The sequence below is a fragment of the Glutamicibacter sp. FBE19 genome (assembly GCF_015524875.1).
GTDB lineage: Bacteria > Actinomycetota > Actinomycetes > Actinomycetales > Micrococcaceae > Glutamicibacter > Glutamicibacter halophytocola.
Window position 1 is genome coordinate 37,741 of sequence record NZ_JACKQN010000013.1, and the last position, 13,893, is coordinate 51,633.

At 56.8% G+C, this 13,893-nt stretch carries 13 protein-coding genes; 10 read left to right on the forward strand and 3 right to left on the reverse strand.

The annotated features are described in order from the left end of the window. Positions 1-106 precede the first annotated feature (106 nt). The 7 genes from poxB to H6F58_RS16570 all read left to right on the forward strand — a co-directional run bounded on the left by poxB (position 107) and on the right by H6F58_RS16570 (position 9,058). A complete protein-coding gene (poxB, locus tag H6F58_RS16540) occupies positions 107-1,831 on the forward strand; it encodes a ubiquinone-dependent pyruvate dehydrogenase (protein ID WP_195182185.1) in 1,725 nt (574 codons plus the stop codon). Positions 1,832-1,906: 75 nt separating this feature from the next. Beyond that, a complete protein-coding gene (locus tag H6F58_RS16545) occupies positions 1,907-2,641 on the forward strand; it encodes a YggS family pyridoxal phosphate-dependent enzyme (protein ID WP_206693774.1) in 735 nt (244 codons plus the stop codon). A gap of 525 nt (positions 2,642-3,166) precedes the next feature. Beyond that, the gene (nrdH, locus tag H6F58_RS16550) at positions 3,167-3,397 is read left to right on the forward strand and encodes a glutaredoxin-like protein NrdH (RefSeq protein ID WP_060703392.1); all 231 of its coding nucleotides are present in this window, start codon (positions 3,167-3,169) and stop codon (positions 3,395-3,397) included. A gap of 44 nt (positions 3,398-3,441) precedes the next feature. Next, positions 3,442-3,927 carry a class Ib ribonucleoside-diphosphate reductase assembly flavoprotein NrdI gene (gene nrdI, locus H6F58_RS16555; RefSeq protein ID WP_146275221.1) on the forward strand — a complete coding sequence of 162 codons (486 nt, stop codon included), beginning with the start codon at positions 3,442-3,444 and terminating at the stop codon, positions 3,925-3,927. Next, a complete protein-coding gene (gene nrdE / locus H6F58_RS16560; RefSeq protein ID WP_146275220.1) occupies positions 3,924-6,062 on the forward strand; it encodes a class 1b ribonucleoside-diphosphate reductase subunit alpha in 2,139 nt (712 codons plus the stop codon). Before nrdI ends, nrdE begins: the two co-directional genes overlap by 4 nt. Positions 6,063-6,284: 222 nt before the next feature. After that, positions 6,285-7,259 carry a class 1b ribonucleoside-diphosphate reductase subunit beta gene (gene nrdF, locus H6F58_RS16565; protein ID WP_060701734.1) on the forward strand — a complete coding sequence of 325 codons (975 nt, stop codon included), beginning with the start codon at positions 6,285-6,287 and terminating at the stop codon, positions 7,257-7,259. A 581-nt stretch (positions 7,260-7,840) separates the two neighbouring features. Next, positions 7,841-9,058, forward strand: a complete 1,218-nt coding sequence (locus H6F58_RS16570; RefSeq protein WP_060701733.1) for an FAD-dependent oxidoreductase — start codon at positions 7,841-7,843, stop codon at positions 9,056-9,058. A 77-nt stretch (positions 9,059-9,135) separates the two neighbouring features. Here the strand turns inward: H6F58_RS16570 and H6F58_RS16575 are convergent, their stop codons facing one another. After that, the gene (locus H6F58_RS16575) at positions 9,136-9,339 is read right to left on the reverse strand and encodes a cold-shock protein (RefSeq protein ID WP_013349123.1); all 204 of its coding nucleotides are present in this window, start codon (positions 9,337-9,339) and stop codon (positions 9,136-9,138) included. A 622-nt stretch (positions 9,340-9,961) separates the two neighbouring features. Further along, a complete protein-coding gene (locus tag H6F58_RS16580) occupies positions 9,962-10,879 on the reverse strand; it encodes an NAD(P)/FAD-dependent oxidoreductase (protein ID WP_195182186.1) in 918 nt (305 codons plus the stop codon). A 79-nt stretch (positions 10,880-10,958) separates the two neighbouring features. On the opposite strand from H6F58_RS16580, the gene H6F58_RS16585 reads away from it, so the two are divergent. Continuing rightward, positions 10,959-11,534, forward strand: a complete 576-nt coding sequence (locus H6F58_RS16585; RefSeq protein ID WP_060701731.1) for an XRE family transcriptional regulator — start codon at positions 10,959-10,961, stop codon at positions 11,532-11,534. Between the two features lie 73 nt (positions 11,535-11,607). After that, positions 11,608-12,426, forward strand: coding sequence for a thioesterase family protein (locus H6F58_RS16590; RefSeq protein WP_060701730.1), 819 nt, complete (start codon positions 11,608-11,610; stop codon positions 12,424-12,426). Positions 12,427-12,433: 7 nt separating this feature from the next. On the opposite strand, the gene H6F58_RS16595 is transcribed toward H6F58_RS16590, so the two are convergent. Beyond that, positions 12,434-13,039, reverse strand: a complete 606-nt coding sequence (locus tag H6F58_RS16595) for a hypothetical protein (RefSeq protein WP_060701729.1) — start codon at positions 13,037-13,039, stop codon at positions 12,434-12,436. A gap of 95 nt (positions 13,040-13,134) precedes the next feature. Here H6F58_RS16595 and H6F58_RS16600 point away from each other — a divergent pair, with 95 nt between their 5' ends. Beyond that, positions 13,135-13,866, forward strand: coding sequence for a hypothetical protein (locus H6F58_RS16600; protein WP_060701728.1), 732 nt, complete (start codon positions 13,135-13,137; stop codon positions 13,864-13,866). The last annotated feature ends 27 nt before the right edge of the window (positions 13,867-13,893 follow it).

Sequence of the window (13,893 nt, forward strand, 5' to 3'; positions counted from 1 at the left end):
TGTCTGGCGGAACCCGGCTTGGCGCCGCAAATCCATGGCACAAGGCAGAACCGCGCAGTAGGGTGGGCAATAGACCCACTGGAAAATTGTGTGCAGGAGGAATGTTTTGCCTAACGTAGCCGACCACCTGATTGAACAGCTCGACACCCAGGGGGTGCGCCGAATCTACGGCATCCCGGGCGACTCGCTCAATGGCCTGACCGATGCCTTGCGGGAGAACGGGCGCATGGAATGGGTGCACCACCGCCATGAGGAAGCTGCCGCCTTCGCCGCCGCGGCTGAAGCCGAAATCACCGGGGAGCTGGCAGTCTGCGTGGGCTCATGCGGACCGGGCAATCTGCATTTGATCAACGGGCTCTACGACGCGAATCGCTCCCGGGTTCCGGTGCTGGCCATTGCGGCGCAGATCCCCACCGAGGAGATCGGCTCCAACTATTTCCAGGAAACCAATCCGGTGGAAGTTTTCCGCGGTTGCTCGGTCTACGCAGAGCAGGTTTCCGACGCCAAGCAGATGCCGAGGATCTTGCGCATCGCCATGCGCGAGGCCATCGAAAAGCGCGGGGTCGCCGTGCTGGTGATTTCCGGAGATGTCGCCCTGTCGGAAATGGAGCGCACCGCCACCCAGCGCATCGCCAAGACCAGCCCCCGGGTCCTGCCCAATGAGCAGGAGCTGGAGCAGGCCGCGGAGATCCTTGAGGAGTCGCGGAAGGTCACCATCCTGGCCGGTGCCGGGGTGGCCGGTGCCCATGACGAGGTGATCGCGCTGGCGGACAAGCTGGCGGCCCCGATCGTGCACGCCATGCGCGGCAAGGATCATATCGAGTACGAGAACCCCTTTGATGTGGGGATGACCGGCCTGCTGGGCTTTGCCTCAGGGGCCAAGGCCATCGCGGAGTGCGATGTGCTGCTCATGCTGGGCACCGACTTCCCGTACCAGCAGTTCTATCCGCAGGATGCCACGATCATCCAGGTGGATATCCGCGGCGAGCAGATTGGCCGCCGCACCCGGGTGGATCTTCCGCTGGTGGGCACGGTGAAGGACACTGCCGCCGCGCTGAATGCGCTGCTGCCGGTGCAAACGCATCGCAAGCACTTGGATAATGCCTTGGAGCATTACCGCAAGACCAGGGCCAAGCTCGATGAATTGGCTACCGGATCCAAGCCGGGCGCGGCCATTCATCCGCAGTACCTGGCCAGGCTGATCGACCAGGCCGCTGATGAGGACACGATCTTCACCGCGGATGTCGGCTCGCCGGTGATCTGGGCGGCCCGTTACCTGACGATGACCGGCAAGCGGCGGGTCCTGGGCTCCTTCAACCATGGCTCCATGGCCAACGCGCTGTGCCACGCGCTCGGCGCCCAGGCGATCGACCGCAAACGGCAAGTGATTGCCTTTGCCGGCGATGGCGGGTTGTCGATGATGCTCGGCGAGCTGCTGACCGCGACCCAGAACAAGCTGCCGGTGAAGATCGTGGTCTTCAATAATTCCTCGTTGAACTTCGTCGAGCTGGAAATGAAGGCGGCCGGATTCGTCACCTATGCCACCGACCTGCACAACCCGGATTTTGGCGCCGTTGCCACCGCCGCGGGGTTGAAGGGCTATCGGGTGGATGACTCCGCCCAGCTGGAATCCACCATCAGGGAGTTCTTGGCGCACGATGGGCCCGCGGTGCTCGACGTTGTCACCGACCGCCAGGAGATGTCGATGCCGCCGAACATCAAGCTGGAACAGGCCAAGGGCTTTGCGCTCTACGCCATCCGCACGGTGCTTTCGGGACGCGGAGACGAATTGCTGGATCTGGCGAAGACCAATTGGCGGCAAATGTTCTAGGCGTTTATGCCTATGCTTGTTGCTGGCGCCTTTTTGGCGCCAGCAACACTTTTGCAGATCGAGAAAGTTGGCGTTTTGACTTCGCAACCAGCTGCCGCCCATGCGGCTACTACCGAGGATTTCATTCGCAACCTGGCAGCGGTCAACCAGCGCATCGCCGCCGCGTGCACTGCTGCGGGCCGCGAGGCCGGCTCCGTGCGCTTGCTGCCGGTGACCAAGACCATTGGCGTCGAACGCCTGGAGCTGGCTATTGCCGCCGGGGTGGATACCTTGGGGGAGAACAAGGTGCAAGAGGCGCAAGGCAAGTACGAGAGCTTCCATGAGCGTTTCCCGCACCTGCGCTATGCCGTCATCGGCCCCCTCCAGACGAACAAGGCGAAGTTCGTGGCGCAGTTCGCCGACGAATTCCATGCCCTGGACTCCTTGAAGCTTGCCCAGACGCTGCAACGCCGCCTGGAGCTGGAGGATCGCACGCTGGAAGTCTTCATCCAGGTCAATACATCCGGCGAGGAAAGCAAGTCGGGGGTTCTGGCTTCCGAGGCGGCCGGGCTGCTGGCCTCCTTGGCGCCGCTGGATCGGCTCACGCCCGTGGGGCTGATGACCATGGCGGCCAACACCACCGACGAGCAGCAGGTTCGCAGTAGCTTCGCCTCCTTGCGCCACACCTTGCAGCAGCTGCAGCCAGAAGCCCCTGAGTGCTTCAAGCACCTGTCGATGGGCATGAGCGGCGACTATGAGCTCGCTATTGCCGAAGGCGCCACCGTGGTGCGTGTGGGCCAAGGGATCTTCGGAGCACGCAACTACGCCTGAATAACGGGTGGCCTGGCGTCCACCTAGGTGCAGCGCAAAGGGCGGACAGCTGGAAATAGCTGGCCGCCCTTTGCGCTGCGTTGTGCACAGTGCGAGCGCAGGGCGCTCAAACTGTCGGTCGTGCGAGCGAAACTATATGTAGTGGCAGCCCATGGGAGGGCGCAACTAGATATGGGAGTGGAACACGCCGAGGAACATCTCACAACAAGAATTTTTAAACCACAAGCGCCAGTGGCAGGGCTGTGGACAAAGTTGGGCAGACCGCGAGAAATCGCGGTTTAAACGGGGTCGAATATCCACAGTTCCTGTGGACGTTGTGGGGGAAGAATGACATACTTGTAATACATCATGTTGTGGCCGCTTGACCGGTAAAACACAACATGTAGTATTGAACCCGTTGGTGCGGCTCGCACCAGTAGCACCTCGGAAACCCTGTTTTTGAGGCATCCGAAAGGACAGCTGGGACTTTCCCTCAACAAGAGGGAATCCGGCCAACATCAAGAATTTCTAAAGGGGATCAGGGACATGGCCATCACGGTTTACACGAAGCCTTCCTGCGTTCAGTGCAACGCTACTTACCGCGCGTTGGATAAGAAGGGTGTCGAGTACAACAAGGTTGACATCTCACAGGATGCCACTGCCTTGGAGCACGTACGTGGCTTGGGGTACATGCAGGCACCTGTCGTCGTTACCGACGATGATCACTGGTCGGGCTTCCGCCCAGACAAGATCGAATTGCTGGCTCCAGCCAACTAGAGCACGAGCCCATTCCGCTCACTTTGCAGTGGAGGCGAAAGAGGATGTCACCCACAGCTCTTGCTGACAGGCAGAACGCTGAGGCCCGCGAACCAGTCGAGTTCACGAAATCGAATCTGATCTACTTTTCATCGGTTTCGGAGAACACCAAGAGATTCGTGGAAAAACTTGAGATGGATGCGGCTCGGATTCCGGTTTTTGCGACCGAACCGCAGCTCATCTCCACTGCTCCGTATGTATTGCTCATCCCCACCTATGGTGGAGAACGAGGCAAGCATTCAATTGTCCCGCAAATTATGAAGTTCCTGCGGCATGACGAAAATCGGGCAAACCTTCGCGGTGTAATCGGCGCGGGAAACACAAACTTCGGCGAGTACTACTGCATCGCGGCTAAGCGTATTGCCCAGAAATGCAGCGTACCCGTACTTTATACATTCGAACTTATGGGAACCTCGGAAGACGTTCTCAACGTCAAAGAAGGGCTTGAAACCTTTTGGACACCAGCGTCGCAGAATTGGCAGGAACGATGACGAGCTCAAAGGAGCTCCCAGCCCAGTTCCAGGGCTTGAGCTACAACGATCTGAACGCCATGCTGAACCTTTACGGTCCAGATGGAAAGATCCAGTTCGAGGTGGACCGCTATGCAGCCCGCCAGTACTTCCTGGATCACGTGAACAACAACACCGTGTTCTTCCACGATCTTGACGAGAAGCTCGAATACCTCGTGAAGCACGAATACTACGAGCGCGAAACGCTTGACCAGTACTCGATGAACTTCATTCGCGACTTGTTCAAACACGCCTTCAACAAGAAGTTCCGTTTCGAAACCTTCTTGGGCGCGTTCAAGTTCTACACCTCGTACACCCTGAAGACTTTTGATGGCAAGCGCTACCTGGAACGCTACGAAGACCGCGTATGCATGGTTGCCCTGCACCTGGCTCGTGGCGACGAGAAGCTGGCTACCCAGCTGGTTGATGAAATCATCGACGGCCGCTTCCAGCCTGCAACCCCTACCTTCCTCAACGCCGGCAAGGCGCAGCGTGGCGAACTGGTTTCCTGCTTCCTGCTTCGCATTGAAGACAACATGGAATCGATCGCCCGTGCGGTGAACTCCTCGCTGCAGCTGTCCAAGCGCGGCGGCGGCGTGGCCCTGTCGCTGACCAACCTGCGTGAGCACGGTGCACCGATCAAGCAGATCGAGAACCAATCCTCCGGCGTCATCCCTGTAATGAAGCTTCTGGAAGATTCCTTCTCCTACGCTAACCAGCTTGGCGCACGCCAGGGTGCCGGTGCCGTGTACCTGAATGCACACCACCCTGATATCTACCGCTTCTTGGACACCAAGCGCGAGAACGCGGATGAGAAGATCCGCATTAAGACCCTGTCGCTGGGTGTTGTCATCCCGGATGTCACTTTCGAGCTGGCTCGCAAGAACGAAGACATGTACCTCTTCAGCCCGTACGACGTGGAACGCGTTTACGGCGTGCCATTCAGCGAAATCTCGGTAACTGAGAAGTACTACGAGATGGTCGATGACTCGCGGATCAAGAAGACCAAAATCAGCGCGCGTGAATTCTTCCAGACCCTGGCAGAGATCCAGTTCGAGTCCGGCTACCCGTACATCATGTTCGAGGACACGGTGAACAAGGCCAACCCGATTGCTGGCCGCATCACGATGTCGAACCTCTGCTCGGAGATCTTGCAGGTTTCCTCGGCTTCCGAATTTGGCGACGACTTGAGCTACTCCAAGATTGGCAAGGATATTTCTTGCAACTTGGGCTCGATGAACATTGCCAAGGCCATGGACGGCAAGAACCTTGCCGGTTCGGTGGAAATTGCCATTCGGGCATTGAGCGCAGTGTCGGACATGTCCTACATCGCTTCGGTACCTTCGATTGCCGACGGCAACAAGAAGTCGCACGCTATCGGCCTGGGCCAGATGAACCTGCATGGCTTCCTTGCCCGCGAGCACATCTACTACGGTTCCGAAGAAGGCATCGATTTCACCAACATCTACTTCTACACGGTCCTGTTCCACGCCTTGAGCGCATCGAACAAGATCGCCATGGAACGTGGTGAGACCTTCGATAATTTCGAGAACTCGAAGTACGCGTCGGGAGAATTCTTCGACAAGTACACCGATCAGCAGTGGGCGCCGGCCACCGAGCGCGTGCGCGAACTCTTCGCAGACATCCACATTCCTACCCAGGAAGACTGGAACGCTCTGAAGGCTTCGGTTATGGAGCACGGCATCTACAACCAGAACCTGCAGGCTGTGCCTCCCACCGGTTCGATCTCGTACATCAACAACTCGACTTCCTCGATCCACCCGGTCGCAGCGAAGATCGAGATCCGCAAGGAAGGTAAGATCGGCCGCGTTTACTACCCGGCTCCTTACATGAACAACGAGAACATCGATTTCTACGAGGATGCCTACGAAATCGGCTACGAGAAGATCATTGACACCTACGCCGCTGCAACCCAGCACGTAGACCAGGGCTTGTCGCTGACCTTGTTCTTCAAGGACACCGTCACCACTCGTGACATCAACAAGGCCCAGATCTACGCATGGCGCAAGGGCATTAAGAGCCTGTACTACATTCGCCTGCGCCAGATGGCCCTGGAAGGCACCGAAGTTGAGGGTTGCGTTTCCTGCGCACTGTAACCCGGAACTTCAGGCTGCGGCCAAGGCCTTAGCCAATTGAGCAACCAGCTGCCAATTCTCCAAGAGAATTGGCAGCTGGTTGTATTTAAATGCCTAGTCAAAGCCGATAAGACGGCAAGAATCACAGAGTCAAAGGTTATGTTTTAAGGCGCAGAAGCGGTAGGATTTAAGCCAGTCTGACTGTATATTTTTTGCATATTTTCTGCTGATCGATGAGGGGCAATGACCGAGAAGATTCAGCTCACCCACAAGGTTGAAGCTATCAACTGGAACCGTATCCAGGACGAGAAGGACGTGGAGGTATGGAACCGCCTCGTTAATAACTTCTGGCTTCCCGAGAAGGTGCCGCTGTCCAACGACATCCAGTCGTGGGCGACCTTGACCGAAGATGAAAAGCTGCTGACCATGCGTGTGTTCACCGGCTTGACCTTGCTGGACACCCTGCAGGGAACCGTTGGCGCGGTCTCGCTGATCCCGGATGCGATTACCCCGCATGAAGAAGCCGTGTACACCAACATCGCCTTCATGGAATCGGTGCACGCCAAGAGCTACTCCTCGATCTTCTCGACCTTGGCCTCGACCAAGGAAATCGATGAGGCGTTCCGCTGGTCCACGGAGAACGTGAACCTGCAGAAGAAGGCGCAGATCATTGAGAGCTACTACCACGGTGAAGATCCGCTCAAGCGCAAGATCGCCTCGACCCTGCTCGAATCGTTCCTGTTCTACTCGGGCTTCTACCTGCCAATGCACTGGTCCTCGCACGCGAAGCTGACCAACACCGCAGACTTGATCCGCCTGATCATCCGTGACGAGGCTGTTCACGGATACTACATCGGCTACAAGTTCCAGAAGGGCTTGGAAGGCGCCAGCGAAGAGCGCAAGCAGGAACTGAAGGACTACACCTTCGAGCTGATGTTCGAGCTGTACGAAAACGAAGTCCAGTACACCCATGATCTTTATGATCCAGTAGGCCTGTCCGAGGACGTCAAGAAGTTCCTGCACTACAACGCCAACAAGGCCCTGATGAACCTGGGCTACGAGGCAATGTTCCCTGCAACCGTCACCGACGTCTCGCCAGCCATCTTGGCTGCGTTGAGCCCGAACGCCGACGAGAACCACGATTTCTTCTCGGGATCCGGTTCTTCCTACGTTATCGGCAAGGCAGTGAACACCGAGGACGAAGACTGGGATTTCTAGTTCAGAATCCTAGAATGGCCTGAATCGGCCAACCAGCGGCCAGGACTTGCAGCATTCTGCAAGTCCTGGCCGTTTTTATGCCCATTTATTGGCAGCGGTGAACCAATAGTATTTTGTGAAAATTCAGGAAGATCTGCGCGGGTATCCTTGGCACCTTTGTGCGGAGGAAGAAACGGGGAAAACACCCGGCGATGCACGATTTGCGGCTAGTCAATCAGCGGTTGGGCCCGGCACCTAGGCTTTCGCCTGCTGGCTAAGACGCAAAGATGTTGCGGCTTCAATGCCGTCTATTCCGGCCTGGTGGAAGCTTGAACCATTTCTCCATATTAAAAGAGGGCAACGGATCGCTGCCAGAGACGAGCGATATGCTGTTGCGGGAGCAGTCGAGTCCCGTCGTATTAATGCGCCCGCCGTCGAATAATGCTGTTTGAGCCACCCGCTGTGCCACGCTCACGGGTAGGGCACGGCAATTCCTCTGCAAGTCCCAGGCCAACTCATCCTGAAAGCGCTGTGTGCACTATTCAGGCGAGGGAATTGGTGACAAGGTGGAAGCCAGTAGACAGCTTCCGAAAGGAATACCGATGAAGTCCGCCACCAGTTGCATCATCGTTGGGGGAGGGCCTGCCGGGATGGTGGCAGGCCTCCTGCTGGCACGATCCGGAGTTCCCGTGACGGTATTTGAAAAACATGCTGATTTCCTCAGGGACTTTCGTGGAGATACTATCCACCCATCTACATTGCTGTTGCTCGATGAACTTGGATTGATGAATCAGTTCGAGCAGATCAAGTTCAATAAGGTTACGCAGGCGCAATTTCCCGCTCAGGACGGTTCACCTGTCACAGTGGTGGACTTGTCGAAGCTGCAACACCCGTATCCATATATCGCCATGGCTCCCCAATGGGATTTTCTGGATCTTTTAGCGCGCGCTGGTGAGGCAGAAGAGCTTTTTGAACTTCGCTTGAATTGCGAGGTCACCGATGTGCTGAGCGAATCGGGAAAAATCGTTGGGGTTCGATATTCTGGGCCAGATGGCGATCACGAGTTGAGGGCCGGGCTGACTATTGCAGCAGACGGCAGGTGGTCGCGTGTTCGTGATTCTGCTGCTATTGCGATGAAAGAATTTTCGGTCCCGATTGATGTTTGGTGGTTCAAAGTCCCTGGCAAGTTGAAACGCCAATATACGTTGTCGCCAGCATTCGTGAAGGGCCGAATGTTCGTTTTGATCCCGCGAACCGGTTATGTGCAGACTGCAATGATCTTGCCTAAGGGCAAGGATGCTGAATTGCGAAGCCTGGGTGTTGATCCTTGGCGCCAATCGATCACGAAGGCTGCCCCAGAGCTGGTAGAGGGAGTCGCTGGCTTGAGCCTCGAAGATGCGAAATTATTGGACGTTAAACTGAATCGAGCGCGAAAGTGGTGGCAGCCAGGGCTGTTATGCATTGGGGATGCGGCGCATGCGATGAGTCCTGTCGGGGGAGTAGGCGTGAATTTGGCTGTTCAAGATGCAGTAGCAGCAGCACGTCTTCTGGCAGAGCCACTACGCACGTCAACGCTGGATGATCGGCATCTGGCCAGAGTGCAGCGTCGGCGAACTGTGCCCACCTTTGTTGTGCAGGGCATGCAACGAGTAATGCATAGAGGGCTGAAGCAAGTACTGCGGGGAACAGCCGAGATAATCTTGCCAGCTCCGGCAACTATGATTTTTCGGCGTTTTCCTCGGCTGTCGGCGATACCAGCCCGTTTGCTTGGCGTAGGCGTTCTGAGGGAACGACCGCCGGCCAGGGCACGCCGGAACTGAATGAATGGCCGGGGTTAAATGCAACAAAGGTGCAGTTCCAGCCCTTGCGGGGGAACTACACCTTTGAAGAAAGTCTCTTAGCGAGCCTGAATGTTGGTAGCCTGTGGGCCCTTTGGACCAGCTTCCAGGGTGTACTCAACGGTCTGGCCCTCTTCGAGGCTACGGAAACCGAAGCTCTGGATAGCGCTGTAGTGTGCGAAAACGTCAGCAGATCCATCCGAAGGAGCGATGAAGCCGAAGCCCTTTTCAGCGTTGAACCATTTCACGGTGCCAGTGGCCATAGTGTTATTTCCTTATTTATTGATTGGCCACGTTGTGGCCCGGTTGCCGATTCGAAGTTCCGAATCGGAAAATTTGGGGGTTACCTCGAGCAGAGCTGTCGAGAACTATTCGCCTGCCGTCGATACGGAGAATCGAATACTGATTTTGCCGGTACCGGCCAAAACGGGTGTCGCTGCACTAGCTTAAACATCATCGGAATCCAGGCTGCTAACGGGTAATGACCCCACGCTAGCGGAGTAGAACAAGGAATCCACAGAGGCACGACGTTGAGAAGCGTCGAGATGTTTTATCTGCAGTGAAGAAGAGAAGATGAAGAATTCGTTTCGATAGGAGTTCAATCAATCCGAAGATCGGTGAACCGATTTGTATTGCACAGACGATTTGTTGGCTGTGCTACAAATCCTACTGCTAACACTTGCTGGCGGGTGAATCACACCTGCAAGCGTCGAGGTAACAATTCAACCCTACCATTGATCTGCTCGATGTGTGAAGTGATGAGTACAACGTTGGCGAGTCTGCGTACGCTGTGCGGCGGGATGGGGCGCCAAATGAACTATCCCGCCACGCCTGGCGGTTGTCCAGCATGGCGGGATAGCTGCTGCATGTCGAAGAGTGCGCTTCCTACGGTTTTACTAGTTTTGAGTTGAGCAGGTCGGCGTTGATAGCAGCGCCAGCCAGAGTGCCAGAGGCCGCGGCCGCCATGACCATTGCCCCTAGGTTGCTTGCGTTGCCGACGGCGTAGACCCCAGGAACCTCGGTGGCACAGGTCTCGTTGGCTTTGATGAATGTGCCAAGCGGATGTTCGCTTAGTTCGCCACCCAGTGACAGGTAGAGGTCGGCATTGGCGTTCATTTGGCTGGCTACGATGAGCGATTGGGCCTGAAGTCGTTCGCCATTATCCAGCTTGGCGGCCTTCAGCTGTCCCGACTGGCCGAATTCCAGGTCCTGGATTGCGTGGTTGACCACTGGAATGCCAAGGTCGGCCAAGAGGGCCGCTCCTTCCTCGCTCAGCTCAGAAGGGGCATGATTAATGAAGGTGATCTTGGAGCTCAATTGCTGGAACATCATGGCTTGGTGCGCGCTCATGGGCCCGCAGCCGATGACAAGGATTTCCTGATCTCGAACTTCCCACCCATGGCAATAAGCGCAGTGGATTGCGGAGGTTCCCCATGCTTGCTGAAGGCCAGGAATCCTTGGAAGTTCATCCTTGAGCCCGGTGGCTAAAACGATGCGTTCGGCGCTAAACACCTGATTCCCGGCGTGAACCATGAATCCTTCGTCAAGCGATCCTGAGAGTGAATCCACCGTACCGGCCGTGATGCGGGCACCGTAGTTTTGGGCTTCCACGCGACCTCGTTCCAATAACTTCAATGGGCTGGTGCCTTCCTGCCCAAGTACGTTGTGCGCGTGTTCTGCGGGCTCATTACGCGGGTGCCCTTCATCGATCACAAGCACGCTTCGTCGCGATCGCGCTAGGGCAACCGAAGCTGCAAGTCCTGCGCTGCCGCCGCCAATGATGATTGCTTCGAAATGTTCCATGATATTCCTCCCGGGTATCTTGATTGATCAGGTTCACAGGCTATCGATATTTTGCGCGTGGAGGTGTAGTCTTTTGCGCATGACGCAAGAATTAGATGTGGACCAGATTATTCGCCATCGCATTCGCACGCTGCGCCAGAATCGCGGCTGGTCCCTGGAAGCCCTGGCTAGCAAGGCGCAACTCAGCGTTTCGACCTTGAGCAGAATTGAAACCGGCAGCCGGCGCATCGCCTTGGACCAGCTGGTACCGCTGGCCAAGGCGCTAGAGACAAGCCTGGACGAGCTCGTTGCCACCTCCGAAGCCGAGATCATTATTCGCCCGGAGCCCATCACCATGCCTGGGATCACCCTGTGGAAGCTGTCCACCGATGACGCTGTCAACGGCGTGAACGTCTCGAAAATGCGCATCGACCCGTCCAAAGCTCCGGCGCCAAGCGAATTGCGCATCCACCCTGGGAAAGAATGGTTCACAGTGCTGCTCGGAGAGATCCAGCTGCAGCTCGGGGAACGCACCTATCACGTGAAAGCCGGTCAATCAGCCCAGTTCGACACGATGACGCCGCATGCGATGTGGGCAAAGAATGGCGTTGCCGAAATTCTGGGCATTATGGACAGTGCCGGTCAGCGGGCGCACGAACACGATAAAGATCGGTAATCTATTGATTTCAGTTGCTCTTGGATAACCTGAGTGCATCGCAAATGATTTTCATAAGGCCAGGAGGGCAGCAATGACGCACCAGCTCGCTGAGGAACTCGACAGGATTCTCGCCAAGGGCGACTTTTATTTTGAATCTCTGGGAGAAGGCCGGTACCGCTCGTCATGGCATGCCCAAGGCGCATGGAATGAGCATGAACAGCATATGGGGCCAGCTTCTGGAATCCTGGCCTATGCGCTGGAAAACTTTGAGCCACGTGACGACATGCGTATCGCCCGGCTGAGCTTTGAGATCCACGGTTTAATACATGCCGGAGAATTCGAAATCACGACACGAATGATTCGCCCCGGCCGCACCATCGAGTTGGTCGAAGCTGAAATGACCGCCAAGGGGCGGACCAGTATTGTCGCTCGTGCCTGGCGCGTGATTACTGGCGACTCAAGCGCCGTTGCCGGGATCGAGGACGCTAAAATTCCTGGCCCGGAAGAATGCGAGGTCCAAAAGATTAGCGAACGCTGGCCGGGCGGGTATATCCGTTCTATTGAACTGCGTTCGAATGACGACTGGCGTCCAGGCAGGGGAATCGCTTGGCTGCGCACCGACTACGCGCTGGTTGATGCCTTGGATGCTTCGGATATGGCCAGGCTCGTGGGAATGATCGACACCGCTAACGGTGTGGCGCCTCGTGTCGAGCCGAATGAGGGAACCTGGATTTATCCAAATCTCGATTTGCAGATCCATATGTATCGGCAGCCTGCCGGATCTTGGCTGGGGCTCGACGTCCAGCAAAGTTACGGTGCTGACGGAATCGGCCTAACCTCGACGGTGCTGCACGATGAAAGCGGACCATTTGGCCGGGCCGAACAGATCTTGACCGTACGTTCGCGCTAGGGACAGGCTATGACGCGGAAAGCCGGGCGAGCAGCTTTTTGAGCTCAGGCTTGGACTTCAAGACGAACTGGCGTTCGCGGTATTTTTCGCGATCCGCTCCATGTACTCGAAATAGCGCGTAGCCTCGCTTGAGCAGGAAAAGGATCGGTTTGCGTCGTTGCGCCACGTCGCGAACGAAGCGTCGAATTCCGGTCACCAATGCCGGTTCGTCAACGTAGTAAGCCTGTACGTTGATCCCCTTTTCGCGTAGCGGTTCAAGCAGCTCGTAGAGGAAAATTCCTTCGGCGACGATGGGTCCGTTGCTGGAGCGGATTTCCCTGTGCCCGCTGTAGCTGGAGGTGGCGATCGAATAGTTGGGAACCATGGTGCTTCCGTTTTCCAGCAACTCATCGATGGCCTTCAGGGCAGCTTCCTTGTTCCATGTGCCCGAATGGTCCCAGTCGATTTCTCCGTAGGCCGTACGGGGGAATGCAACGGGGTTGCCGTCTTCGCTGATCTGCCGGTAGTACTCATCCAGCGGCAGATGCGGATTACCGTATTTGGAGGCGAGATAGGACTTGCCCGATCCGGAAGGTCCGCCGATCAGGATGACAGGGGTGGAAGAATTTGGCACGCCTTTTATTATGGCCCAAATTTGCCGCTGGGCAGCACGCGAGCACTGTGACATCAACTCCACCGGCGGATAACTGCTGAATTAGACTCAGGAGTATGAGTTTGTTCAATCCTCAGTCGGATGCGCCGTTGACACTGGAATTCGAAGAGCCTAGCGGTGATCCTGCAGCAGATTTGGAACGTGGTGTCCAGCTGCTGCGCGAAGTCCAGTCGGCAGACCGCGGACCGAGTTTGCGCCTGTACCGTCCCGACCCCACCCTGGCTTTTGGGCAACGCGATGTTCGCCTGGCGGGCTATGAAGCTGCCCGGGAAGAAGCTGCGCAACGGGGATTTGCCCCGTTGGTGCGCAAGGCTGGCGGGCGCGCCGCGGCATATCACCAAGGAACGCTGATCGTTGACCATCTTGAGCCGGAGCATGAAGCGGTGATGGGGCAGCGGCGCCGTTTTGAGGTTTTTGCCGATATTTATGCCAGGGCGTTGACGCGCCTGGGTGTTGATGCCCAGGTTGGCCCCATCCCGGGGGAGTACTGCCCTGGGGAGCACTCGGTCCATGGCCTGCCGACGGCAGATTCTCCTCGCAGCTACCCGGTGAAACTTGTCGGCACGGCTCAGCGAGTAGTGGCTGGTGCGTGGTTGTTCTCATCCGTTTTTGTCGTCGAGGATTCCGAGCCCCTGCGCGAGGTGCTTGACGCGGTGTACCAGGCGATGGATGTGCCGATGGATCCCTCGACGGTTGGCGCTGCCAATGATCTGGTGGGCACGGTGACCACCGAACTCTTCATCGCAGCCCTGCTTGCGGAATACCGCGAACACATCAGCCTGGTCTAGTGTTCGGAGCAGCAAAAAATCGGTGCC

What these genes read in the sequence shown, in the direction of transcription:
- nrdF (WP_060701734.1), top strand. Translation starts at nt 6,285, where the DNA reads ATGACCGAGAAGATTCAGCTCACCCACAAGGTTGAAGCTATCAACTGG.
- nrdH (WP_060703392.1), top strand. Translation starts at nt 3,167, where the DNA reads ATGGCCATCACGGTTTACACGAAGCCTTCCTGCGTTCAGTGCAACGCT.
- H6F58_RS16570 (WP_060701733.1), top strand. Translation starts at nt 7,841, where the DNA reads ATGAAGTCCGCCACCAGTTGCATCATCGTTGGGGGAGGGCCTGCCGGG.
- H6F58_RS16600 (WP_060701728.1), top strand. Translation starts at nt 13,135, where the DNA reads ATGAGTTTGTTCAATCCTCAGTCGGATGCGCCGTTGACACTGGAATTC.
- nrdE (WP_146275220.1), top strand. Translation starts at nt 3,924, where the DNA reads ATGACGAGCTCAAAGGAGCTCCCAGCCCAGTTCCAGGGCTTGAGCTAC.
- H6F58_RS16580 (WP_195182186.1), bottom strand. Translation starts at nt 10,879, where the DNA reads ATGGAACATTTCGAAGCAATCATCATTGGCGGCGGCAGCGCAGGACTT.
- H6F58_RS16585 (WP_060701731.1), top strand. Translation starts at nt 10,959, where the DNA reads ATGACGCAAGAATTAGATGTGGACCAGATTATTCGCCATCGCATTCGC.
- H6F58_RS16575 (WP_013349123.1), bottom strand. Translation starts at nt 9,339, where the DNA reads ATGGCCACTGGCACCGTGAAATGGTTCAACGCTGAAAAGGGCTTCGGC.
- nrdI (WP_146275221.1), top strand. Translation starts at nt 3,442, where the DNA reads ATGTCACCCACAGCTCTTGCTGACAGGCAGAACGCTGAGGCCCGCGAA.
- H6F58_RS16590 (WP_060701730.1), top strand. Translation starts at nt 11,608, where the DNA reads ATGACGCACCAGCTCGCTGAGGAACTCGACAGGATTCTCGCCAAGGGC.